Annotated in this window: 25 protein-coding genes and 1 riboswitch; of the genes, 10 read left to right on the forward strand and 15 right to left on the reverse strand. The window is 72.0% G+C overall.

What is annotated here, in order from left to right; translation table 11 throughout:
* Positions 1-42: 42 nt before the first annotated feature.
* Entirely contained in the window at positions 43-522 is a 480-nt protein-coding gene (locus EDF63_RS05690; protein ID WP_123311899.1) for an NUDIX domain-containing protein, read from the reverse strand.
* A 59-nt stretch (positions 523-581) separates the two neighbouring features.
* Here EDF63_RS05690 and nagB point away from each other — a divergent pair, with 59 nt between their 5' ends.
* A complete protein-coding gene (gene nagB / locus EDF63_RS05695; RefSeq protein WP_123311901.1) occupies positions 582-1,367 on the forward strand; it encodes a glucosamine-6-phosphate deaminase in 786 nt (261 codons plus the stop codon).
* Between the two features lie 9 nt (positions 1,368-1,376).
* Here the strand turns inward: nagB and EDF63_RS05700 are convergent, their stop codons facing one another.
* Complete coding sequence (locus tag EDF63_RS05700; RefSeq protein ID WP_123311903.1) at positions 1,377-2,564, reverse strand: MalY/PatB family protein; 1,188 nt, start codon at positions 2,562-2,564, stop codon at positions 1,377-1,379.
* A gap of 45 nt (positions 2,565-2,609) precedes the next feature.
* Between EDF63_RS05700 and EDF63_RS05705 the strand changes: the two genes are divergently transcribed.
* Positions 2,610-2,897, forward strand: coding sequence for a hypothetical protein (locus tag EDF63_RS05705; RefSeq protein ID WP_123311905.1), 288 nt, complete (start codon positions 2,610-2,612; stop codon positions 2,895-2,897).
* Here EDF63_RS05705 and EDF63_RS05710 read toward each other — a convergent pair.
* Positions 2,839-3,414, reverse strand: coding sequence for a TetR/AcrR family transcriptional regulator (locus tag EDF63_RS05710; RefSeq protein ID WP_123311907.1), 576 nt, complete (start codon positions 3,412-3,414; stop codon positions 2,839-2,841). The genes EDF63_RS05705 and EDF63_RS05710 overlap by 59 nt on opposite strands.
* Positions 3,415-3,491: 77 nt before the next feature.
* On the opposite strand from EDF63_RS05710, the gene EDF63_RS05715 reads away from it, so the two are divergent.
* Positions 3,492-4,388: an SDR family NAD(P)-dependent oxidoreductase gene (locus EDF63_RS05715; RefSeq protein ID WP_148061734.1), complete on the forward strand. Its 897-nt coding sequence runs from the start codon at positions 3,492-3,494 to the stop codon at positions 4,386-4,388.
* Positions 4,389-4,412: 24 nt separating this feature from the next.
* On the opposite strand, the gene EDF63_RS05720 is transcribed toward EDF63_RS05715, so the two are convergent.
* A complete protein-coding gene (locus EDF63_RS05720) occupies positions 4,413-5,009 on the reverse strand; it encodes a hypothetical protein (RefSeq protein WP_123311911.1) in 597 nt (198 codons plus the stop codon).
* 294 nt (positions 5,010-5,303) lie between these two features.
* Between EDF63_RS05720 and EDF63_RS05725 the strand changes: the two genes are divergently transcribed.
* Both EDF63_RS05725 and EDF63_RS05730 read left to right on the forward strand, forming a co-directional pair.
* On the forward strand, positions 5,304-7,760 hold the full coding sequence (locus EDF63_RS05725; RefSeq protein ID WP_260232984.1) for a GH92 family glycosyl hydrolase: 2,457 nt from the start codon (positions 5,304-5,306) through the stop codon (positions 7,758-7,760).
* Between the two features lie 141 nt (positions 7,761-7,901).
* Positions 7,902-8,204 carry a hypothetical protein gene (locus EDF63_RS05730; protein WP_123311913.1) on the forward strand — a complete coding sequence of 101 codons (303 nt, stop codon included), beginning with the start codon at positions 7,902-7,904 and terminating at the stop codon, positions 8,202-8,204.
* A 5-nt stretch (positions 8,205-8,209) separates the two neighbouring features.
* Here EDF63_RS05730 and nagA read toward each other — a convergent pair whose 3' ends face one another.
* From nagA to clpS, 8 genes are all read right to left on the reverse strand, one after another.
* Entirely contained in the window at positions 8,210-9,376 is a 1,167-nt protein-coding gene (gene nagA, locus EDF63_RS05735; RefSeq protein ID WP_123311915.1) for an N-acetylglucosamine-6-phosphate deacetylase, read from the reverse strand.
* Positions 9,373-9,780, reverse strand: a complete 408-nt coding sequence (locus tag EDF63_RS05740; protein WP_123311917.1) for a YrdB family protein — start codon at positions 9,778-9,780, stop codon at positions 9,373-9,375. Before EDF63_RS05740 ends, nagA begins: the two co-directional genes overlap by 4 nt.
* Positions 9,781-9,788: 8 nt before the next feature.
* Complete coding sequence (gene purU / locus EDF63_RS05745) at positions 9,789-10,694, reverse strand: formyltetrahydrofolate deformylase (protein ID WP_395871512.1); 906 nt, start codon at positions 10,692-10,694, stop codon at positions 9,789-9,791.
* 39 nt (positions 10,695-10,733) lie between these two features.
* Positions 10,734-12,071 (reverse strand): MFS transporter, encoded by a 1,338-nt coding sequence (locus EDF63_RS05750; protein ID WP_221180527.1) that lies wholly within the window; start codon positions 12,069-12,071, stop codon positions 10,734-10,736.
* A 100-nt stretch (positions 12,072-12,171) separates the two neighbouring features.
* Positions 12,172-12,597, reverse strand: a complete 426-nt coding sequence (locus tag EDF63_RS05755) for a MarR family winged helix-turn-helix transcriptional regulator (protein ID WP_123311921.1) — start codon at positions 12,595-12,597, stop codon at positions 12,172-12,174.
* A gap of 77 nt (positions 12,598-12,674) precedes the next feature.
* Positions 12,675-13,604 carry an N-acetyltransferase gene (locus EDF63_RS05760; protein ID WP_185021295.1) on the reverse strand — a complete coding sequence of 310 codons (930 nt, stop codon included), beginning with the start codon at positions 13,602-13,604 and terminating at the stop codon, positions 12,675-12,677.
* Entirely contained in the window at positions 13,601-14,077 is a 477-nt protein-coding gene (locus EDF63_RS05765) for a DUF2017 family protein (protein ID WP_123311925.1), read from the reverse strand. The genes EDF63_RS05760 and EDF63_RS05765 overlap by 4 nt, the downstream gene beginning before the upstream one ends.
* Positions 14,074-14,379, reverse strand: coding sequence for an ATP-dependent Clp protease adapter ClpS (clpS, locus tag EDF63_RS05770; protein WP_185020990.1), 306 nt, complete (start codon positions 14,377-14,379; stop codon positions 14,074-14,076). The genes EDF63_RS05765 and clpS overlap by 4 nt, the downstream gene beginning before the upstream one ends.
* A gap of 37 nt (positions 14,380-14,416) precedes the next feature.
* Positions 14,417-14,502: riboswitch (ZMP/ZTP riboswitch) on the forward strand.
* Positions 14,503-14,555: 53 nt separating this feature from the next.
* Here clpS and glyA point away from each other — a divergent pair.
* The 3 genes from glyA to EDF63_RS05785 all read left to right on the forward strand — a co-directional run bounded on the left by glyA (position 14,556) and on the right by EDF63_RS05785 (position 17,494).
* Entirely contained in the window at positions 14,556-15,860 is a 1,305-nt protein-coding gene (gene glyA, locus EDF63_RS05775) for a serine hydroxymethyltransferase (RefSeq protein WP_395871447.1), read from the forward strand.
* The gene (locus EDF63_RS05780; protein WP_260232985.1) at positions 15,857-16,789 is read left to right on the forward strand and encodes a tetrahydrofolate dehydrogenase/cyclohydrolase catalytic domain-containing protein; all 933 of its coding nucleotides are present in this window, start codon (positions 15,857-15,859) and stop codon (positions 16,787-16,789) included. The genes glyA and EDF63_RS05780 overlap by 4 nt, the downstream gene beginning before the upstream one ends.
* 201 nt (positions 16,790-16,990) lie before the next feature.
* Positions 16,991-17,494, forward strand: a complete 504-nt coding sequence (locus EDF63_RS05785; protein ID WP_123311927.1) for a hypothetical protein — start codon at positions 16,991-16,993, stop codon at positions 17,492-17,494.
* Between the two features lie 22 nt (positions 17,495-17,516).
* Here EDF63_RS05785 and galK read toward each other — a convergent pair whose 3' ends face one another.
* Together galK and galT are read right to left on the reverse strand one after the other, a co-directional pair.
* Entirely contained in the window at positions 17,517-18,653 is a 1,137-nt protein-coding gene (gene galK, locus EDF63_RS05790) for a galactokinase (RefSeq protein WP_123311929.1), read from the reverse strand.
* On the reverse strand, positions 18,650-19,747 hold the full coding sequence (galT, locus tag EDF63_RS05795; RefSeq protein ID WP_123311931.1) for a galactose-1-phosphate uridylyltransferase: 1,098 nt from the start codon (positions 19,745-19,747) through the stop codon (positions 18,650-18,652). Before galT ends, galK begins: the two co-directional genes overlap by 4 nt.
* A 64-nt stretch (positions 19,748-19,811) precedes the next feature.
* Here galT and EDF63_RS05800 point away from each other — a divergent pair, with 64 nt between their 5' ends.
* Both EDF63_RS05800 and EDF63_RS05805 read left to right on the forward strand, forming a co-directional pair.
* The gene (locus EDF63_RS05800; protein ID WP_185021296.1) at positions 19,812-20,657 is read left to right on the forward strand and encodes a DeoR/GlpR family DNA-binding transcription regulator; all 846 of its coding nucleotides are present in this window, start codon (positions 19,812-19,814) and stop codon (positions 20,655-20,657) included.
* Positions 20,654-21,586 carry an aldose 1-epimerase family protein gene (locus tag EDF63_RS05805; protein ID WP_123311933.1) on the forward strand — a complete coding sequence of 311 codons (933 nt, stop codon included), beginning with the start codon at positions 20,654-20,656 and terminating at the stop codon, positions 21,584-21,586. Before EDF63_RS05800 ends, EDF63_RS05805 begins: the two co-directional genes overlap by 4 nt.
* Positions 21,587-21,699: 113 nt before the next feature.
* Here EDF63_RS05805 and EDF63_RS05810 read toward each other — a convergent pair whose 3' ends face one another.
* A complete protein-coding gene (locus EDF63_RS05810) occupies positions 21,700-22,020 on the reverse strand; it encodes a hypothetical protein (protein WP_111085292.1) in 321 nt (106 codons plus the stop codon).
* Positions 22,021-22,132: the final 112 nt, after the last annotated feature.

A 22,132-nucleotide genomic window follows, 5' to 3' on the forward strand; every position in this document is an offset into this window, starting at 1 on the left:
GGCGCGGGGCGGGGCCGCCCCGCGCCTCCCGTCCGGTGGGGGTCAGCGCTGGAAGCGCGCCTCGCGCTCGTCGGACAGGGCGGCCGCGACGCGGGCCCGCATGTTCGCGGGCATGTCGGGCAGGTCGTCGAGCCGTGCCCAGAACGCCTCGGTGTTCTCGCCGTCCGCAGGGTTCGGGGTGCCCGAGACGTACCGGCAGACGAACACGAGGTCGAGGTACTGCGCCCGGTCGCCGTTCGGGTAGGTCATCTCCGGCAGCACCTGCACCCAGGCCAGCCGTTCGGCGACGGCGACGACGTCGGCCTCCTCGAGGACCTCGCGCTCGGCGGCGACGGCCGGTTCCTCACCCGGGTCGACGATGCCGGTCACCGGGGTGAAGGCGCCGTTGTCGGCACGACGGACCACGAGCAGTTCCTGGTCGTCACCGGAACCGCGCGTGACCACGGCGGTGACGCCCGTCAGCCACAGCGGATCGGTGCCGATCCTCGAGCGGAGGGACAGGACGAAGTCGGGGGTGGGCATGCGCCCACGCTACCGATCCCGCCCTGTCGGAGACTGGTCATGACCAGTAGCATGGGACCGTGGAGATCATCATCCTGCCCACGCCGGCTGAGGTCGGTCGCGTCGCCGCGGCCAAGATCGCGTCCGTCGTCGCCAAGAAGCCGTCCGCCGTCATCGGTCTCGCCACCGGATCCAGCCCGCAGGGCATCTACACCGACCTGCAGCGTCGGGTCGGTGCCGGCGAGATCTCGTTCGCCGAGGCTCGCGGGTTCGCCCTCGACGAGTACGTCGGCATCCCGCTCGAGCACCCGGAGTCGTACGCCAGTGTCATCGCGCGCGACGTCGTGGCACCGCTCGGGTTCGACCCCTCGCGGGTTCGGGTGCCCGACGGTCGTGCCGACGACCTGGAGTTCGCGGCGAAGGAGTACGACGCCGCGATCCGAGCTGCCGGCGGGATCGACGTGCAGATCCTCGGCATCGGCGCAAACGGGCACATCGGGTTCAACGAGCCGACGTCGTCCTTCGCCTCGCGCACCCGGATCAAGACCCTGGCACCCTCCACCCGTGACGCCAACGCGCGGTTCTTCGACTCGCCCGAGCAGGTCCCGACGCACTGCATGACGCAGGGACTCGGCACCATCCTCGAGGCCCAGCAGCTCGTCCTCGTCGCGCAGGGCTCCGCCAAGGCCGACGCCATCGCCGCCGCGGTCGAGGGGCCGCTCAGCTCGTTCGTCCCCGGTTCGGCCCTGCAGCTGCACGAGCACGCGACGGTCGTCGTCGACGAGGAAGCCGCGGCCGGCCTGCAGCTCGCCGACTACTACCGCTACACGTACGCGAACAAGCCGGCGTGGCAGGTGTTCGAGTAGAACCGACGATCAGCCGTCTGCGCGCTGCCGGAACGCGGTGTGCAGGCGGCTGAGACCGTCATCCAGGGTCTCGGCCGAGCACCCGAAGTTCAGCCGCGCGAACCCCTGACCCTGGCGTCCGAACGCCGGGCCCGAGGCCAGCGCGACCTTTGCCTCGTCGACCAGCAGTGCTGCGGGGTCGTCGCCCCACGGCAGGGCGTGCAGGTCCAGCCACGCCAGGTACGACGCCTGCGGCTGCCGGTACTCGGCACCGGGCAGGACGTCACCGATCCGCTCGGCCAGGGTGCGGCGGTTGGCGGCGAGCTCGGTGAGCAGTGACGCGAGCCACGGCTCTCCCTCGCTGAACGCGGCGACGCTCGCGGTGTAGCCGAGGATGCCGGTGCGCTCGACCACCTCGGTCGGCAGGGCATCGAACCAGGCACGGGCCCGCTCCGACGCGCCGACGATCAGCGCGCACTTCGTCCCCGCGAGGTTCCAGGCCTTGCTCGCACTCGTCAACGAGACGCCGAGCGCGGCTGCCTCGGGGCAGGACTCCACGAACGGCGTGAAGACCGCGTCGGCGTGCACGAGCGGCGCGTGGATCTCGTCCGAGACGACGACGGCGTCCCACTCGGCGGCGAGCTTCGCGAGTGCGACGAGCGACGCGCGGTCGTGCACCAGCCCGAGGGGGTTGTGCGGGTTGCAGAGCAGCACCGTGCGGGCCCCGTCGGCGAACGCCTGCGCGAGGCCGTCCAGGTCCATCCGCCAGCCGGCGGTGGTGTCGAACGGATCGGCGGGGCCGTCGGGTGCGAGCAGCGGGACCTCGGTCACGGTGCCGCCGGCCTCGGACACGTACTCCCAGAACGGCGGGTACACGGGCGGCATGATGACGACCTGGTCGCCGGGCTCGATGATCCGGCGCAGCATCTCCACCGCGGCGACCGACACGTCGGTGGTGGTGCGGACGAGGTCGGGGTCGACCCGCCAGGCCCATCGGCTCTCGGCGAAGTCCGCGAACGCCTCGGGCAGCGCCCGACCGTGGCCGACGTACCCGGTGTCGCCGTTGGTGACCGCGGCGACGAGGGCCTCACGCACGGGCTCCGCGAGCATCGAGTCCATCTCGGCGACGAACATCGGCAGGACGTCCGGCGGGTACGCGGTGTACTTCTCGCTCGTACGGCTGCGGTGCGCATCGAACACGGAGACCATGACGCTCATGCGCCCATCCTGACAGTGCCCGCCGTCGCACGGCAGGATGAACCCGTGGAACACCGCTCGCGCACCGTGCTCCGGGCCGTCCGTGACGCGGTGCTGGTGGTCGTCGGCAGTGTCGCGATCGGCCTGGTCATCGTGATCGCCGGACTGGGGTGGCTCGACGACATGCCCTACCGGGGGTCCTCGACCGAAGCGGCCTACATCGCGGTCGCGGTGGCGGCGGTCGCCGTCTGCGGGTTCGGGGCGCTGGTCGGCCTCGCCGCGATCAGGGCGTCGGTCAGCTCGTCGGACGGAGCCCGGCGAGCAGGATCTCGACGTAGCGCTCCGGATCGCTGACCCGGGTACCGCCGGCGACGGCGGCCTCGCGCAGCCCGCACAGCAGTCGGCGGAGGTCGTCGGCGTCGATGTCGGACCGGACGATCCCCTCGGTGCGTCCCCGCGCGAGCAGCGCGTCGACGGACACGACCAGGTCGCCGGCGAGGGCAGCGGTGTCCGCACAGGAGAACCCGCCGTTGGTCAGCAGGTCACCGAGGGCTGCGTCGTCCACCATGCTCCGGAACGCGGCCGTGACGACCCCGCGGAGCGCATCGGCTGCGTCCGGCAGCACGACGGCGTCGCGGACCTGGTCGAGCATGTCCTCGAGCGCGTCGATCGCGAGCGCTTCGAGCAGGTGCTGCTGGCTCGGGAAGTGCCGGTAGGCCGTCCCGACCCCCACTCCGGCCTCGTGCGCGACGGCGTTGAGCAGGGCCGGTTCGCCCCGGTCGACGAAGGTGCGGGCGACGTCGAGCAGTGCCGTCCGGTTGCGTTGGGCGTCGGAGCGCAGCGCCTCGGGCCGGGCCATCGCGATCGTCATGTGGACACTCTATCCGGCTGTGCTAGCGTTCCGGATGAATCATCCGATTGGGTGCGCCGCACGAGCAGGAGACGACGATGGACAGCTTCGAGTGGGAACCGGCAGCGATGCCCGACCAGCACGGCAGGACCGTGGTGGTCACCGGCGCGACCGGTGGGCTCGGCCTCGTCGTCGCTACGACCCTCGCCTCGGCCGGCGCCCGCGTCGTCGCCGGCGTGCGTGACCTCGACAAGGCGGCTCGCGTCTTCCCCGTGGGTCTCGACCTGGAGGCGCGGCTCGTCGACACCGCGTCCGTCGCGTCCGTCACGGCGTTCGCCCGGCAGCTCGCCGAGGCCGGCATCGTCGTGGACGCCCTCGTCAACAACGCCGGTGCGACGATCGGCACGTTCGGGCGCACCGACGAAGGAATCGAGCGCACCTGGGCGACGAACGTCGTCGGGCCGGCCGTGCTCGCCGAGGCGATGCTCCCGCTGCTCGGCGGGCCGTCGCCCCGCGTCGTGCTCGTCGGCTCGAACCTGTCGCAGCGCACTCGCCGCGTACCTGGTCCGGGCGGGGTCGACGGTCCGGACGACTACTCGCAGTTCGGTGTGTACACCGCCTCCAAGACCGCGGCCGCAGCGCTGAGCGTCGACCTCGGTGAACGACTCCGTGCTGCCGGTTCGGACATCCGGTCGGTGATCGCGCACCCCGGCATCGCGGCGACGGGGATGAACGACCAGGCGGAGACCCTGACACAGCGCCTCGGCGGCATGGTCGCACGCAGCTTGGCCCGGACCGCTGCGGACGGCGCTCGTTCGACCCTCTGGGCAGCCACCGCCGCGGAAGTCACCGAGGGGGTGTTCGTCGGGCCGGCACTCCGTCGTGGTGACCGGCGGCTGCACATCGTGCCCGTCCGCGGGACCGCCGCCGACCCGGTGTTCCGGCAGCGGGTCCGCACCTTCGTCGACGAGGTCGCCGCGCGCGCCGGAGCCTGACCCGGCGTGCTCCGGCCGGCCAGGTCAGTCGTGGACCCGGGCGAAGGGGTGCAGGACGAGCACCGCCGGGGGCACTGGGCCGTCCGCCGTCGGCGTGAGGACCAACCCGTCCAGGGAGACCGTCCAGCGGACGCGGAAGACGCGCCCATCGGACTCGATCGTCAGGACCGCACCGCGCGCGCTGAACATCATCTCCTCGATGCTGGTCGGGTCCACCCTCGTGCCGCCGAGCACGGTGAGACGCGATCCGTGGAAGACGAGCACACGCCATTCGGGTGCCTCGCTGAGGCCGCTCCGGTTCCGCGGCGGTGTCGCACGACCTGAGGGGGCGAAGCCGAGGTCCTGGCGCGAGAGCTCCGTGCGCCAGGCGCCCTCGAGGACGTCCGCTCCGGGGCCGCGCGGCCGCGCGGGGTCTGCCGGGGCGGGGCGTGGCTCGGCGGACGAGCCCGACGATGTGGGCGGGACCGTCGACGCCGCCGTCGGCGGTCCGACGCCGGAGGACTCCGGCGTCGCGAGCGTGTCCTCGGTCGCTGGCATGGTGCAGCCGCTGGTCGCCGCCACCACGATGATGAGCATCGCGGTCGTGTCGAGCGCGTGCGATGTGACGAGCGCGTGGTTCATGGCCGGTCCTTGGTGGAGCCGAGCGGCCGACGCGGATCACCGTGATCGGGTCGGGTGGCGAGGACTGCGGCCGGCAGGCGTGTGCAGCCGCGAGTGAGCGAGTTCGAGGCGGGCCACGAACCCGTGCGGGGCCGACCCGTCCCGACGTCAGCGGGTCCGGGCCGGACGCCGCGAACACTACGCCCTGGCCGGGACGTCCACCAGCATCCACTGCAGACCGGTCGAGGTGAACAGCAGGAGAGGGGCCGGTGACGGACCGCACGTCCCCCGTCCGAGGGGGCTAGCGTCGCCGACGTGAACCGTTCCCGCGTGCACCGTCGCCCGCTCGTCCGCCCGCTCCCGCTCGCCGCGGTGGCCACGATCGCCGCGCTGCTGGGGACGGGGATCGTCGCCGCGCCGGCCGTCGCCTCGCCGTCAGCGCAGGCGACGCACGCGGGGAGGACTGTCTCCGACCCGGCTCGGTACGTCGACCCGTTCATCGGCACCAGCGGCGACGGCAACACCTGGCCCGGTGCCACCGCCCCGTTCGGCATGCTCCAGTGGAGCCCCACCGGCACCGCAGGCGACCAGACCTCGACCCCGGTCGCGAACGGCTACTCGTACGACGTGAACCGGCTGCGCGGCTTCAGCCTGACGCACCTCAACGGCGCCGGCTGCGCACCGGGAGCCGCGGGTGACGTGCCGATCATGCCCGTCACGACCCCGGTCACGACCTCGCCGTCGTCCGACTCCACCGACGCGGTCTACGCCGCCGGCTACTCGCACGACGACGAGTCCGCGAGCCCGGGTCGCTACGGGGTCGCGCTCGACAACGGCGTCCGCACCGACCTCGCCGTCACCACCCGGGCCGGCATCGGCGAGTTCGCGTTCCCGGCGGGCAAGGACGCAAACCTGCTCTTCCGCACCTCGAACTCGATCAACGGCAGCGAGGCCGCGACCACCCGCGTCGACCCCCGCACCCGCACGGTGAGCGGCAGCGTCCTGACCGGCGGCTTCTGCAGCCGCCGCGCGAACGGCGGCGGCGCCACCAACCCCGACCGCCGCAGCTACTACCGGCTGTTCTTCACCGCTACCTTCGACCGCGCCTTCACGAGCACCGGCACCTGGCAGGACGGCACGGTCCGACCGGGAGGCACGTCCTCCTCCGGTGGGGAGGGGTACCTCACCGGCGCCGACCGTGCCGGACGCGGCTCCGGCGCGTGGGTCGGGTTCGACGCGCGTCGCGGTGCGTCGGTGCACGCGAAGATCGGCATCTCGTACGTGAGCGCGGCAGGCGCTGTCGCGAACCGCGACGGGGAGGTGACCCCGCGCTCGACCGTCGCGAGCGTGGCGGCCGGCACACGGGCCTCCTGGAACCGTGAACTGTCGCGCCTGCGCGTCGGAGGCGGCACCGCGGACCGGACCACCCAGCTGTACACGTCCGTCTACCACGCCCTCATGCAGCCGAACACGCTGAACGACCGCGACGGCCGCTACCTGGGGCCGGACCAGCGGGTGCACCGCATGGACCGGGGACACCGGGCCGTCTACGGCACGTACTCCGGGTGGGACCAGTACCGGGCGCAGATCCAACTGCTCGCACTGCTGCGGCCGGACGTCGCCGGCGACATGGCGCAGTCGATGCTGCGGTTCGCCCAGCAGAACGGCGGGGTGTGGGACCGCTGGCTCCACCTCGGGGCGCCGACGCACGTGATGACGGGGGACCCCTCGGCCGCGACGCTCGCCACCTGGTACGCGATGGGGGTCCGGAACTTCGACGTGCGAGCCGCCTACGCCTCGCTGAAGCACCAGGCGACCGTCGAGAACGCCGACGCCGAGAGCGACATCGGGTGCCCGGGCCAGTGCCTGGCGCAACGCCCCGCGCTCGACGAGTACCTGCAGCGCCAGTACGCCGCCAACGACGACTGCTCGTGCTGGGGCGGCGCTGCCGAGACGCTCGAGGACTCGATCTCCGACAGTGCGCTCGGGTACTGGGCGGGTTCCCTGGGGCTGCGCTCCGACGCCCGGATGTTCGCGGAGCGCGGGACCTACTGGAAGAACACCTTCAACGCGGCCGTCGGCTACCAGGCCGCTCGCCAGGCCGATGGATCGTGGACGCCCGACTGGTCGCCCTCGACCGGCACCGGGTTCGCGCAGGGCACGAGTGCGCAGTACACCTGGCTCGTGCCGCAGGACGTGCAGGGGCTGTCGACTGCGTTGGGCGGCGACGACGCGGCGGTCGCGCGACTCGACGCGTTCTTCCACGACAGCACTGGTGCGTTCGCGGTGACCGGCGGCGACGCCACGAAGTTCGACCCGACGAACGAGCCCGACATCCACACGCCGTGGATGTACAACGCGCTCGGGAAGCCGTGGAAGACGCAGGAGACCGTGCGTCGGGTCGTCGACGACGCGTACTCGACGGGGCCGAGCGGGCTGCCGGGCAACGACGACCTGGGCACGATGAGCGCCTGGTACGTCTTCGCGTCGATCGGGTTGTTCCCGCAGACGCCGGGGCGGGCGGAGATGCTCATCGGGAGCCCCACGTTCAGCACGGTCGACATCCGGCGGTCGAGCGGGGAGCGGATCGTCGTCCGGTCCTCCGGCACGGCGCCGTACGTGCACGGTGCGCGGTTGAACGGGCGGACCTTCGAGAAGTCGTGGGTGCCGGCGTCCGTCGTCACCCGGGGTGGCGCGCTGTCGCTCCGGGTCGGGGACACCGCGGACACGACGTGGGCGACCGGTGCTCGGGAACGCCCGATCGACCGCTGACGCGGGGTGAGGCTCGTCCTTCGGAGAGTACGGCGCTCGGTGATCGCTCAGAGAGCGTCGACCGAACGGCCAGCACGCTGGTCGGAGGGATCTGGTCCTGACGTGCAGGCCCTACGATCGACCCGACAGAGAGGGACCACGATGACCGAACTCGCCGACTGGGAGACCGAGGGCGCCAAGGCCCGACCAGCGTCGCCGGACGAGCGGAACCGGGTACCAGCACCGGCCGCGCTCCGCGCCACGACCTGGATCGGCGTGCTGTTGCTCGTCGCTGCGACGTTCGTGTTCGTGGGTGCGTCGTACCTCGGCGTCCGCGAGGACGAGACCGAGGCGCACGCCCTCGCCCGACTCGTGATCGTCGTCGTCATCGGGGTCGCCGTCGCCGTGGTCGGCGCGGTCGCCCTGCTGCTCCGGCTCGTCGCAGGAGCACTCGCCCGGCGGTGACCGGGTCAGCGCAGCTCGCGCCCGCCGCCCCACACTCGCTGCACCTCGAGCGTCGGTGACAGCGCGACGAGGTCGGCCGCGGAGCCCGGTGCCAGTCGCCCCAGCCGGTCGTCGAGCCCCATCGCCGCAGCCGGCACGCTCGTCAGGGCCGCGACGGCCTCGGGCAGCGTCCGTCCGGCGAGCGAGACCGCGTTCCGCAACGCCACGTCCTGCGTCAGGGTCGACCCCGCGATGGTGTCCGTCCCGGCGACGTGCGCGACGCCGTCCGTCACGGTGACGTCGAGCGACCCGAGCCGGTAGGACCCGTCCGCCGCGCCAGCAGCACCCATCGCATCGGTGATGAGCGCCACCCGGCCCGGGGCTGCACGGAGCAGGGTGTCCGCGACGACCGGGTGCACGTGCACGGCGTCGAGGATGAGCTCGAGCGTCACGCGGTCGTCGGCCACGGCGGCACCGATCGGCCCCGGTGCACGGTGGTGCAGCCCCGGCATCGCGTTGAAGGCATGGGTCAGCAGCGTCGCACCGGCGTCGAACGCGGCACGGGCCTGGTCGTACGTGCCGACGGTGTGCCCGACGGCGACGGTGACCCCGGCGGCGACGAACCGCCGGACGGCGTCGAGCGCGCCGGGGAGTTCCGGAGCGATGGTGACCTGGCGGATGACGCCCTCGCCGGCTTCGAGCAGTGCCTCGACCGCTGCCGGCGAGGGGTCGATGAGGAACGACTCGTTGTGGGCGCCCTTGTTGTGCGGGGACAGGAACGGCCCCTCCAGGTGCGCACCGAGCACGAGCGGGTCCGCGGCCATCACGGAACGGATCCGCGCGAGTGAGTCCGCGAGCGCGGGGACCGGGTTGGCGACGAGCGACAGGACCGAGCGGGTCGTGCCGTGCGCACGGTGCACGGCCAGCGACCCGGCGAAGGAGTCGTCCTCGTACGACTCGGTCGCCCCGCCGTGCCCGTGCAGGTCGATGAACCCGGGCGTCAGGACCGCATCGCCGAGGTCGACGACCCGGTCCGCCGTGGGGGCTTCGGGGCCGGATCCGACCGCGTGCACCACGTCACCGGTGAGCAGGACCCAGCCGTCCGCCGTGGAGCCGGCCACGTCGACGACGTGGGATGCGCGCACCAGGGTGCGCTGGGCCTCCCGGCCGGTCTGGAGGCCCGTGGCGGTCATGCGGTCTCCCTGCGGAACGCGATCACGCCGCTCAGGGCGGCGATCACGATGAAGACGATGCCCACGATCGGCAGGCCGATGGAGATCCAGGTCGCGCCCGCGGCGACGACCAGGGCGACCTCGACGATCGTCTTGCCGACGATGTCGGTCTCGATCGGCGAGGCCGGCGAGCGGAAGAAGTACCAGACGACGGCCGCGAACAGCGGGGCACCGACCATGAACAGGTAGCCGGGCAGGGGGAGCTGCCACGACCAGTACCCCCAGAAGGCCAGGGAGAGCAGGCCGACCGTGCAGACCAGGATGCGGAGCACGCGCCAGGCGTCGAACGGGCGTCGCTGCTTGCCGGCTGGGGCGGGCGCGGGGACCGCTTCCCAGTCGACGGGGGACTGCGGGGCGTTCGTCATGGTGCTGCCTACTTGAAGATGATGGTGCGGGCGCCGTCGAGCAGGACACGGTCCTCGGCGATCCAGCGCACTGCCTGGGTGAGGGTGCGGGACTCCTCGTCCTGGCCGATGGAGACCAGCTCGGCGGGGTCCTTCGTGTGGTCGACACGGACGACGTTCTGCTCGATGATCGGGCCCTCGTCCAGGTCGCTCGTGACGAAGTGGGCCGTCGCGCCGATGAGCTTCACACCGCGTGCGTGGGCCTGGCGGTAGGGGTTCGCGCCCTTGAAGCCGGGCAGGAACGAGTGGTGGATGTTGACCGCTCGGCCCTGGAGCGCGGCGCAGAGCTCCGGCGACAGGATCTGCATGTAGCGGGCGAGGACGACGAGTTCGATGTCGTGCTCCTCGACCGCTTCCAGCACACGGCGCTCCATGGCCGCCTTGCTGTCCGCGTCGGTGACGGGCCGGTGCTCGAACGGCACCGAGTAGAACGACGCGAGCTCGGACAGGTCCGGGTGGTTGGACAGGACGAGGGGGACCTCGATCGGCAGCTGCCCGCCGCGCTGGCGGTAGAGCAGGTCGTTGAGGCAGTGGCCGGCCTTCGACACCAGCACGAGGGTGCGCAGGGGGCGACCGACGACGTCGAGCTGGACGCGGGCGTCGTAGCGGGCGGCGACGGGGGCGAGGGCAGCCTCGAAGGTCGCGCGGTCGACGGGGGCCATGACCTGCAGGCGCATGAAGAACGTGTTCGTGTCGACGCTCGAGAACTGCTGCGACTCGGTGATGTTGCCGTCCGCGGCGACGACCGCTCCGGAGACGGCGTGCACGATCCCGGGCTGGTCGTCGCAGACGAGCGTCAGGGTCCAGTGCGTGGGGGTCGGGTCGGTCACCGGATCAGGGTACCGGGCGCGGCGAGCGCGGTGCTTCGTGAGCAGAAATGGTCGAGTGCCGTCACGCGACTCGACCATTTCTGCTCACGAAGCGGGCGTGGCGGCAGCCGTGCGGAGGCGGCGGTCGGCCAGGGTCAGGACCGTGAGGAGCACCGCGACGCCGATGATCACCCAGGCCAGCAGGTGCAGGTCGGGCGTCGTCGGCGCCTGACCGAACACGCCGCCGATGAGCGACGACGCCGCGATCGCCCCGATGTACACCGCCGTGCGGGACAGCCCGGCCGCGGTGCCGATGGAGGACGCGGGCACGAGCCGGTACAGCGCCGCCTGGTTCGACACCGACGCCAGGGCCTGCGGGACGCCGAACAGTGCCGGCGCCAGGGCGAGCAGCACGACCGGCGACCCGGTGTGCAGGAAGAGCAGGAGCGCCCCGCCGACGATCGGCACGACGGCCGCGACGATCAGCGGCCCGCGCACGGCGGTCTTCCGCGCGACGACGAAGGACGCGATCCCGGCCACGATCGCGGCGGGCAGCTGGATGTACCCGGCGACGTCGCTCGAGTACCCGGCGACGTCCTGCACCCACTGCGAGAACCCGTAGGTCATCGTGTAGGCGAGCAGGTAGGTCAGGAACAGCCGCACGTAGGTGCGGGACAGCGCGCCGTTCCGCGCGAGCATCCGGACGTCGACGAACGGCCGGACCGCCCGCAGCTCCCAGAGCACCAGGGCGACGAGCAGCACGATCGCAACCGCGAGCAGCCACCACAGCCCGGCGGACAGGTCGAGCAGGAACACGAGCAGCGCGGAGACGGTGCCCGTCATGAGCAGCATGCCGAACGGGTCGAGTGCCTGGAGGACGGGCAGGGCCTCGTCGTCACGCGGACGGAGGCGGTCGGACGGCAGCCACATCGACGCGACGACGATGCCGAACGCCGCGAGGGGCACGTTCACCAGGAAGATCGCGTGCCAGCCGAACGCCGCGATCAACGCGCCGCCGAGGGGCGGCCCGGCCGCCGCGGACACGAGCGAGGTGATCGACAGCGCTCCGAGCACGAGTGGGGGCGTCGGCTTCCCGATCCGCGCCGAGTGCTGCCGCAGGGTGGTGAGTGCCGCCGGGTACGCGGACGAGGTCCCGATGCCGATGAGCACGCGGGCGAACACCGCGCCGCCGAAGCCGGTCAGGAACTCGGGCACGACACCGGCGACGCCGACGATCACGAGCCCGGTCAGGAACACCTTCTTCGGGCCGAAGCGGTCGGCGAGCTTGCCCATCGTCGGCTGCGCGATCGCACTCGCCAGGTACAGGGCCGCGACGAGCCAGATCGCCTGCGCCGCTCCGATCCCGAGGTCGCGGGAGATCGGCGTGAGGGCGACGGACACCATCGTGGTGTTGATCGGGTTGAGCAGCGGTCCGACGAGCACCGGGATGAGGAGCTTCGGGCCGAAGCCCCTGGCGGTACTGCCCGGGGCGACGACAGGGGTGGGAGCGGTCGAGGTGGACGTGGGAGTGCTTCTTCCGGGGTCAGCGTTCGGTGAGCGGCGTGAGGATCGCGATCGCTCGGGCGACGGTGTCGCGGTCGGCGTCGGGCAGCGCGGCGAGCCGGTCGGTCAGGACGCGGGTGCGGGTGGTCCAGGCGTCCTCGCGGGCACGGGCGCCCCGGTCGGTCGCGCGGACGAGCGCCCGGCGGCCGTCGGCGGGGTCTGGACGCCGTTCGACGAGGCCGAGGTCCTCGAGCGCCTGGACGGTCGCGCCCATCGACTGCGGCCGGACGCCCTCGGCGCGGGCGAGCTCGGCGACCGTGGTCTCGCCGTACCGCAGCAGGCGGCCGAGCGCGGCCGTCTGGGACGCCGTGACGTCGTCGGCCTTGCCGGTCAGCAGCGTGCGCCGGATCCGGCCGTACAGCGTCAGCAGGTCACCGGCGAGCACGGTCGGATCGGGTGATTCCATACCGAAACGGTACTACTTCGACAGCAGAACTTGCAAGGCTCCCTTGCGAGTTCCGGGCGCGCTGCTCCGGACCGGGCTCAGCGCTCGAACACGATCCGGCGCTTCGTCACCACGAAGCCGGCCCGTTCGAACGCTCGGCGCATCGGGGTGTTCGCCGCGTCCGTCGTGCCGACCACCTTCGGCTCGCCGGCCTCGGCGTGCACGCGCAGTCCCTCAGCGAGCAGGCCGTCGACCACACCGCGGCCACGGTGCTGCGGCAGCACTCCGATGAAGCTGATCGCCGCGTCGTACGCCGTCCGCGTCGCCAGGACGAACCCGACCACCGGGCCGTCGGCGTCGAGCGCGACCCGCCAGCCGTCCCGTGATCCGGGGAGCGAACGGTAGAACTCGAGGTCGTCGGCGGCGGCGCCCCGCGGGCCGAGTTCGTCCACCGACGCCACGGTGTGCGCGTCGAGGCTCCCCACCGCGACGCGGGCGAAGAGGTCCGCGAACTCGTCGTCGTCACCGGCACGGAAGCGGAGCGAGGACGGCACCGGAGCCCCCGCCCGTTCCGGCGTCCACGCCACACTCACCCGCTCCGTCGACCGTCCGAGTCCCGCCGACCGAGCGGCCGCCGTGCGCCACGACACCGCGGCGACGGCTGCGGGATCGTCGTGCCAGTCCACCGCGACGTCGACGATCCACTCCGGGACCACCCCGAACGCAGCGGTCCCCGCCGTGATCAGCCCGGCGGCGATCGACACACGGTCGTCGTCCGTCACGTCGGGAGCCACCAGCAGGTCGTCGAGGGTCGACGGCGCCGCGGCATCCGTGCCGCCCCACCAGAGTGCCCGCGCCACCGGACGGCCGTCGCGCACGGCCAGCCACGACCACTCCGGGCGGTAGTTGTCCGTGCCGGACTCGGCGCGGTACCGGTCCGGACCGATCCACGCGACCGGTTCCGACGTCGAGAACGCGAGCAGGGCCTCCCGGTCGTCCTCGGTGGCAGCGCGGAAGGCGACCGTCACCGCGGGTCGGTCATCGTCGTGATCAGGTGCTCCTGCACGTACCCGAGCCAGTCGTAGACGTCGCGCAGGCCGACGCCCGCGTCGGCCTCGACCGAACGCTCCTCGTCGTCGGCGTCGACGATCCCGAGACGGTCGGCGATCGTCAGCCGCAGGTCGGTCAGGGTGCGGAGCCAGGCCTGCTCGTCCTCGGGGGCGAGGGCGCCGTCGCGGGTGCCCGTCAGCCACTCGTGCACGGTCGTCGCGTTCGTGGTCTTCTGCGCCAGCAGGTCGGACTGCGTGTACCTCCGGAACTCCGCGCTGGCGTCGTCGTCGTCCGGGTAGGCGTCCGGGAACATCCGCTCGGTGACCGGGTCCACCGACAGATCGCCGTCGAGCACCTGGCGCAGCTGCTCGGTCAGGGACGTGAGCAGCCCGCGCTCGCCGGAGGACATGCCGAGGTGGACGCCGTCGGCGCGGCGGACGAAGGGGATCACGCTTCGGGGGCCTTGTCGACGGTCGCCTGCAGGCCGTAGCCGTGCATCGACTGGACGTGGGCCTCCATCGCCTCGCGCGGCCCCGTCGCCACGATGGCCCGCCCCTCGGTGTCCACCTGGTGCATGAGCCGCTCCGCCTGCTCGCGTCCGAAGCCGAAGTGCCGCTGGAAGACGTAGGTGACGTAGGACATCAGGTTCACCGGGTCGTCCCACACGACGGTGACCCACGGGGTGTCCGCGCGGGCACTGGTGCGTTCGTCCGGGGTGGTCCGTTCGTCCACGTCGGGCGAGGTCAGCGTCATGCATCCAGGGTGACACAGGGCGGGCGGCTCGGTACGATCGTCACGTCGCGACTGGCGTTGGATGGGTCACCATCGGGGAGCGACACCTGACACGGTGCGCGGCCGTACGCCTGGGCTGCACCGACCGATCGTCCGTGCGCGACCTCCCGGTCGTCGCCAACCCACGTAGGAGAACCGTGTCCATCACCGATCTGCCCGCCGTCGACGGCTCCGTCGACACCGACCGCGCAGCCTTCAACGCCCCGCTCGACCAGGTCGACCCCGAGATCGCCGCCGTCCTGCAGCAGGAGCTCGGCCGTCAGCGCGACACCCTCGAGATGATCGCGTCCGAGAACTTCGTGCCGCGTGCCGTGCTCGAGTCCCAGGGCTCCGTCCTCACCAACAAGTACGCCGAGGGCTACCCCGGCAAGCGCTACTACGGCGGCTGCGAGTACGTCGACGTCGCCGAGCAGCTCGCCATCGACCGTGCCAAGGCGCTCTTCGGGGCGTCCTACGCGAACGTCCAGCCGCACTCGGGCGCCACGGCCAACGCCGCGGTCCTGCACGCGATCGCCAGCGCCGGCGACACGATCCTCGGCCTCGAGCTCGCGCACGGCGGTCACCTGACCCACGGCATGAAGCTCAACTTCTCCGGCCGCATCTACAACGCCGTGGCGTACGGCGTCGACCCCGAGACGTTCGAGGTCGACTACGACGACATCCGTGCCAAGGCCATCGAGCACCAGCCGAAGGTCCTCATCGCCGGCTGGTCCGCCTACCCGCGTCAGCTCGACTTCGCGAAGTTCCGCGAGATCGCGGACGAGGTCGGCGCGAAGCTCTGGGTCGACATGGCGCACTTCGCCGGCCTCGTCGCCGCCGGCCTGCACCCGTCCCCCGTCCCGCACGCCCACGTCGTCTCGTCGACGGTGCACAAGACCCTCGGCGGCCCCCGCTCGGGCATCATCCTGTCCAACGACGAGACGCTGTTCAAGAAGCTGAACTCCGCGGTCTTCCCGGGCCAGCAGGGTGGCCCGCTCATGCACGTGATCGCCGCCAAGGCCACCGCGTTCCTGCTCGCCGGCACCCCCGAGTTCAAGGCCCGCCAGGAGCGCACCATCCGCGGCGCCCGCTTGCTGGCGGATCGGCTCACGCAGCCGGACGCCCGCGCGGCCGGCATCGACGTCCTGACCGGTGGCACCGACGTGCACCTGGTGCTCGTCGACCTGCGCACCTCCGAGGTCGACGGCAAGCAGGCCGAAGACCTGCTGCACGAGGTCGGCATCACCGTGAACCGCAACTCCGTGCCGTTCGACCCGCGTCCGCCGATGGTCACCTCGGGTGTCCGCATCGGCACGTCGGCGCTCGCCACGCGTGGCTTCGGCGACGCCGAGTTCACCGAGGTCGCGGACATCATCGCGCTGACCCTCATGCCGAACCCGGACATCGCAGCGCTCTCGGCCCGGGTGAAGACCCTGACCGACGCGTTCCCCCTCTACGCGTGAGCGACGCCCTGACCTCCCTGCCCGTCGAACGATGGGCGGGGGAGGGCACTGCCGTCCGCATCGACGGCACCGCCCTCGCCGCCCGGACCCTCGAGGAACTGCGGGTCCGCATCGACCGGCTGCACGAGCACGGCATCCGTCCGGGGCTCGGCACGATCCTGGTCGGGTCGCACCCCGGTTCGATGTCGTACGTCGCGGGCAAGCACCGCGACTCGGCGCAGATCGGGCTCGACTCGCACCGCATCGACCTGCCGTCGTCCGCGAGCGCTGCGGACATCCGAGCAGCGATCCTGCAGATGAACGACGACCCCCGGGTCACCGCGTTCATCGTGCAGCTGCCGCTGCCGGAAGGCATCGACCCGACGCCGATGCTCGAGCTGATGGACCCGTCGAAGGACGCCGACGGCCTCCACCCGACGAACCTCGGTGAGCTCGTGCTCGCCGTGCCCGGTGGTGCCGGCACGATCGACGCGCCCCTGCCCTGCACCCCGCGGGGCATCGTCGCGATGCTCGAGGCGTACGACATCCCGATCCGGGGCGCGCACGTCACGATCATCGGGCAGGGGCTGACGGTCGGCCGGCCGCTCGGTCTGCTGCTCACCCGCCTCGAGGCCACCGCCACCCTGACCCACTCCCTGACGGCCGACGTCGCCGCGGAGTGCCGTCGCGCCGACATCGTCGTCGCGGCCGCCGGGGTCGCCGGGCTCGTCAAGCCGGACTGGGTGCAGCCCGGTGCGGCCGTGATCGACGTGGGCATCACCCGCGTGGTGAACGACGAGACGGGGAAGGCCAAGCTGCACGGCGACGTCGACCCCGCCGTCGCGTCCGTCGCGGGCTTCATGTCGCCGGTGCCCGGCGGCGTCGGCCCGATGACCCGCGCGATGCTCATGAAGAACGTGGTCGAGGCCGCGGAGCGCCACCTGAAGTAGGGGGCGGGTCGGTCGGCCGGCGCGCGTCCGTTCGTGCCGCGGTCTGTGCCGCAGAAGCGACAGATTCCCGCGAACTGTTCGCGGGAATCTGTCGCTTCGGCGGGGCGGTCGCGTCCACGGGCGGCCGGGAGGCACGGCTCGCCCCCGCCCCGCGCGTACTGGGGACGGGTGCGGAGCCTGCCCCAGTGCTACGGTCACCGCATGGGGGAGAACGTCCAGACCGCGCCCGTGATGGCGGCCACCGGCAAGCAGCTTCGTCCGCGTGCGTGGGGCCTGGCGCTCATCGGGGTCGTCGCACTGGTGCTGTCACCGAACCTGGTGCTCTGGAGCACGTCGACGGGCTACGGCGGGGTCGACGCCGACGACAACTGGATCGACAACGGCGGCAAGGTCCTCGAGACCGCACCGATCACGGTGCAGGTCGAAGCGCACGTCGCGCCAGCCGCCCTCGCGGCGCTGCTGCTCGTCGTGGTCGTCGGGATCGTCCTGCCGCCGACGCTCGCGCGGTACGGGCACCGGACCCTCGGCGACATCGTTCGGTACTCGGCGTACCTGGCGGTTCCGGTGTGCATCATCGCCGGGTTCCTGGTCTACAGCGTGTGGCAGGGCCACGTCGTGACGGACCAGCTCCAGCACGAGGTGCTGCACCCCCAGGGCTTCCCGTGGGGTGGCGTCACGGTCACCACGGGTCACATGACCCGCTGACGCCCGAGTCTCGGCGAGGGACTCAGTCGCGGCGGGCGCCCTGCGCAGCGTGCACCGTGAAGACGTTCGGCTCGCGGTACCCGGCGGCGGCGAAGGCAGCGGCGACTGCGTCGGCGATCGCACCGCGCGACTCCTGGTCGACGAGCGCGATCGCAGCGCCACCGAACCCACCACCCGTCATCCGCGCACCGACGGCACCGTGCTCGACCGCGGTCTCGACGGCCAGGTCGAGTTCCGGCACAGAGATCTCGAAGTCGTCGCGCATCGACTCGTGCGACGCGACGAGCAGCGAACCGATCGCGCGCGGCCCCTGTTCGCGCAGCGTCCGGACGGTGTCGAGGACGCGCTGGTCCTCGGTCACGACGTGGCGCACGCGGCGGAAGGTCTCGTCGTCGAGCAGTTCCTGCGCACGGGGCAGGTCGTCGATGCTCACGTCGCGCAGGGCCTCGACACCGAGCACCTGCGCACCCTTCTCGCACGAGGCACGACGAGCCGCGTACCCGCCGGTGGCGTGCGCGTGCTCGACCCGGGTGTCGATGACCAGGATCTCGAGCCCGTTCGCCTCGAGCGCCAGGTCGACCACGGCGGTGTCGAGCGTGCGGCAGTCGAGGAACACGACGGCGTCCTGCTCGCCGAGCAGTGACGCGGACTGGTCCATGATGCCCGTCGGTGCGCCGACGGCGTGGTTCTCGGAGTACTGCCCCACGCGGGCGAGGGTCTTGCGGTCGAGCCCGAGCTCCCACAGGTCGTTGAAGGCGAGCGCGACGCCGCACTCGATCGCGGCGCTGGACGACAGGCCGGCCCCGACGGGGACGTCGGACTCGATGAAGACGTCGAACCCGGTCTTGTCGGACAGGTCCGCGCCGGCCTGCTCGCGAAGTGCCCAGGCGATGCCGAAGACGTACGCCGACCAGCCGGTCATGTTCGACGGGTCGAGGTCGTCGAGCGACAGCTCGAGCACGGTGCCGGCGTCGAACGCGGACGAGACACGCAGCCGACGGTCCGGCCGCGGAGCGATCGACGCGGTGGTGCGGCGGTCGATCGCGAACGGCAGGACGTACCCGTCGTTGTAGTCGGTGTGCTCACCGATCAGGTTGACGCGCCCCGGGGCGGAGTACCGCACGGTCGGCTCGTACCCGTAGGCCTGCTGGAACGTCATGCTCGCTCGACTCCTTGTCGGATGAACTCGGCCGCCTTCTCGGGGACCAGGTCCCCGATCCAAGCGCCCATGGCGGCTTCACTGCCGGCCAGGAACTTCAACTTGTCCGCCGCTCGACGCGGCGAGGTGATCTGCAGCATGAGCCGCACGGTGTCCCGCCCGACGTGCACCGGTGCCTGGTGCCACGCGGCGATGTACGGGGTCGGGTCGTCGTAGAGCTTGTCGATGCCCCGCGTCAGGCGCAGGTGCATGTGGGCCAGCTCGTCCTTCTCGGCCTCGGTCAGGCCGGCGAAGTCGGGGACGTGGCGGTGCGGCAGCATGTGGATCTCGATGGGCCACCGCGCGGCGAACGGCACGAAGGCGGTGAAGTGCTCGCCCTGCAGCACGACCCGGTCCGAGGCGCGCTCGTTCGCGAGGTGCTGCTCGAACAGGTCCGGCCCGAAGCGCTCGATGGAGTCGAGCAGGCGCTGCGTGCGGGGCGTGATGTACGGGTACGAGTAGATCTGCCCGTGCGGGTGGTGCAGCGTGACGCCGATCGCCTCACCGCGGTTCTCGAACGGGAACACCTGCTGGATGCCGGGCATCGCGGAGAGCGCGGCGGTGCGGTCCGCCCAGGCCTCGACCACCGTGCGGGCGCGCGACTCGGAGATCGACGCGAAGGACCCCTCGGTCGCGGGGGAGAAGCACACGACCTCGCACCGGCCGACGGACCGGAGCTGCCGGTTCAGGCCGACGTCGGACAGGGACTGCAGCGAGGACGGGGCGTCATCGGCCTCGAGCAGCGGACCGAACGACGGCGACCGGTTCTCGAACACGGCGACGTCGTACGTGCTCGGGATCTCGGACGGGTTCTGCGGTGTCTGCGGCGCGAGCGGGTCCTGGTCGGCCGGCGGCAGGAACGCGCGGTTCTGACGGCTCGCGGCGATGGAGACCCACTCGCCGGTCAGGACGTCCTGGCGCATCCGCGCGGTCTCGGGCCGAGGGTCGAGCGCACGCTCGTCGATGGCACGCTCAGCGGGCAGGGTGCTGTCCGCATCGTCGAAGTAGAACAGGTCGCGGCCGTCCGCGAGCTTCGTCGCGCGCTTGGTGATCACCGGAACAGCCTAGCCCCGATCCGAAGCATTGCGAAAGTCTTCGGAAGCAAGCGAAACTGGACCCGTGACCGACGACGACCTCTCCTTCCTGGCCGGATCGCTGCCAGCACCCCTCCGGCAGGACCGCATCGTCTCGATCGTCGAGGGCGCACCCGGCATGGTCCGGACCGCCGCGCTGGCCGCGTCGCTCGGCACGAGTGAGGTGACGGTCCGGCAGGACCTCGCGGTCCTCGACCAGGAGGCCCGGATCCGTCGGGTGCACGGGGGCGCGGTCCGCCTCGGGGCCGGGTCCACCGAGCGCCCCTTCGAGGAGACCGCCGTCGAGCACCAGGTGGCCAAGGCCGCCATCGGCCGTGCGGCCGCTGCGCTCGTGCGGTCCGGCGAATGCGTCGTGCTCGACGTCGGCACCACCCCGGCCGCCGTCGCCGAGGCGCTCGTCGCCCGCACGGAGCTGGTCGACGTCACGGTCGTCACGAACTCGCTGACCACCGCCCTGACCCTCGAGCGCGCCGTGCCGCGGTTCACCGTGATCGTCACCGGCGGCACGCTCCGGCCGCTGCAGCACTCGCTCGTCGCGCCGTTCAACAACACGCTGCTGCCGATGATCGCCGCTGACGTCGTGTTCCTCGGTGGCACCGGCGTCGACGTCGCGCACGGTCTGACCAACGTCAACCTGCCCGAGACCGAGGCGAAGCGGATGCTCGCGGCCACCGCTCGGCGTACCGTCGTCGTCGCGGACGGGTCGAAGTTCGGCCGGGCCCACATCGGGGTCGTCCGCGCGCTCGAGGACATCGACGTCGTCGTCACCGCCGAGGTCGAAGCCGACGCGGTCGCCACGATCCGGGCGGCCGGCGTCGAGGTCGTCGTCGCGGACGGCGAGGACACACCCGGAAGGAACCACACCCCATGACCGCAGCACCCACCGGTGGCCAGTACCGCCTGCACCACGCCGGACCGGACGGCGTCGTCGAGGCCGTCGTGACCGAGGTCGCCGCCGGCATCCGAGAACTCCGCGTCGCCGGCTTCGACCTGACCGAGCCGTTCCCCGTCACCGAGCAGCCGCCCGGCGCCAACGGCATCGTGCTCGTGCCGTGGCCGAACCGCGTCGCCGGAGGGGTCTGGGAGCTCGACGGCAAGCGGCAGCAGCTGGACATCTCGGAGCCGAAGTACGGCAACGCATCGCACGGCCTGCTCCGCTTCGCGCCGTACCGCGTGGTGTCGCAGACCGAGACCGGGATCGTGCAGGAGGCCACGATCCACCCGCAGCACGGCTGGCCGTTCACCCTCGAGACCCGCGTGCACCACGAACTCGTGGACGACGGCATCCGGGTGACGCACGAGATCACGAACCGTTCCGGCGTCCGCGCACCGTTCGCGGTGGGGGCGCACCCGTACCTGCGTGCCGGCGACACCCCGGCCGACGACCTCGTCGTCACGCTCGACGCCGCCACCGCCTTCACCGTCGACGACCAGAAGGTGCCGAACGGGTCCGTGTCGGTGGAGGGCACGCCGTTCGACCTGCGCCGGGGACAGCGTGCCGGTGACGCGGACCTCGACACCGCGTACTCGGACATCACCCCGGATGCCAACGGGGTCCGCCACACGACGCTGCACGGCCCCGAGGGTGACGGGGTGCAGCTCTGGCAGGACGCCTCGTTCCCGTACGTGCAGGTGTTCACCTCGCGCGAGTACCCCCGCGGCGACGGCAAGGGCCTCGCGGTGGCGGTCGAGCCGATGACCGCTCCGGCCAACGCATTGAACTCCGGTGAAGGCCTGCGCTGGCTCGAGCCCGACGAGACCTGGACCGGCACCTGGGGCATCCGCCGCGTCTGGTCCTGATCGCCCCACCGCAATCCGTCTCGCGAAAGCGACTCCGTCCCGCCGAAGGTTCGCGGCACAGAGTCGCTTTCGCGGGGTTGTCGCCGGAGAGACCGGCGTCTCGGAGCTGCGGGTCAGCCGCGGCGCATGCGGAGCGCCTCGACCGCGAGGGACTCGCTGGCGTACCGGCCGACCTCGTGTGCCCAGGCCGGGTCGTCCCCGCGCAGGGCGATGAAGTCCTTGCGCTGCCGGCAGACGTAGCCGAGGACCGCGGTGGCCGTCGCGACCTCGATGAAGTCCTTGCGGATGTGCCGGGTCGTGACCTGAGCATTGCGGCGGAGCGTGTCGAGCAGGAGCTCGTTGCTCATCGTCGTGTTGGTCGCTGCGGCGAGCTCGACGATGCGGCGCGCGTCCCCGGTGCTGCTGGTCTGCGTGGCTTCGATGGGCTCGATCACGGTGTACCCCGTTCGTTCGTGGTGGTGCGGTGCTGCAGGACCCGGTGATCGGATCCGGGAACGACACTATCGGCGGCAGGCCAACAGTCGGCTGTGCGCAGGCTGATGTGTG

This window comes from Curtobacterium sp. JUb34 (genome assembly GCF_003755065.1).
In the GTDB taxonomy this organism is placed as follows: domain Bacteria; phylum Actinomycetota; class Actinomycetes; order Actinomycetales; family Microbacteriaceae; genus Curtobacterium.

What these genes read in the sequence shown, in the direction of transcription:
- EDF63_RS05690 (WP_123311899.1), bottom strand. Translation starts at nt 522, where the DNA reads ATGCCCACCCCCGACTTCGTCCTGTCCCTCCGCTCGAGGATCGGCACC.
- EDF63_RS05700 (WP_123311903.1), bottom strand. Translation starts at nt 2,564, where the DNA reads ATGAGCGTCATGGTCTCCGTGTTCGATGCGCACCGCAGCCGTACGAGC.
- EDF63_RS05710 (WP_123311907.1), bottom strand. Translation starts at nt 3,414, where the DNA reads ATGACGATCGCGATGGCCCGGCCCGAGGCGCTGCGCTCCGACGCCCAA.
- EDF63_RS05715 (WP_148061734.1), top strand. Translation starts at nt 3,492, where the DNA reads ATGGACAGCTTCGAGTGGGAACCGGCAGCGATGCCCGACCAGCACGGC.
- EDF63_RS05720 (WP_123311911.1), bottom strand. Translation starts at nt 5,009, where the DNA reads ATGAACCACGCGCTCGTCACATCGCACGCGCTCGACACGACCGCGATG.
- EDF63_RS05730 (WP_123311913.1), top strand. Translation starts at nt 7,902, where the DNA reads ATGACCGAACTCGCCGACTGGGAGACCGAGGGCGCCAAGGCCCGACCA.
- nagA (WP_123311915.1), bottom strand. Translation starts at nt 9,376, where the DNA reads ATGACCGCCACGGGCCTCCAGACCGGCCGGGAGGCCCAGCGCACCCTG.
- EDF63_RS05740 (WP_123311917.1), bottom strand. Translation starts at nt 9,780, where the DNA reads ATGACGAACGCCCCGCAGTCCCCCGTCGACTGGGAAGCGGTCCCCGCG.
- EDF63_RS05755 (WP_123311921.1), bottom strand. Translation starts at nt 12,597, where the DNA reads ATGGAATCACCCGATCCGACCGTGCTCGCCGGTGACCTGCTGACGCTG.
- clpS (WP_185020990.1), bottom strand. Translation starts at nt 14,379, where the DNA reads ATGACGCTGACCTCGCCCGACGTGGACGAACGGACCACCCCGGACGAA.
- EDF63_RS05785 (WP_123311927.1), top strand. Translation starts at nt 16,991, where the DNA reads ATGGGGGAGAACGTCCAGACCGCGCCCGTGATGGCGGCCACCGGCAAG.
- galK (WP_123311929.1), bottom strand. Translation starts at nt 18,653, where the DNA reads ATGACGTTCCAGCAGGCCTACGGGTACGAGCCGACCGTGCGGTACTCC.
- EDF63_RS05805 (WP_123311933.1), top strand. Translation starts at nt 20,654, where the DNA reads ATGACCGCAGCACCCACCGGTGGCCAGTACCGCCTGCACCACGCCGGA.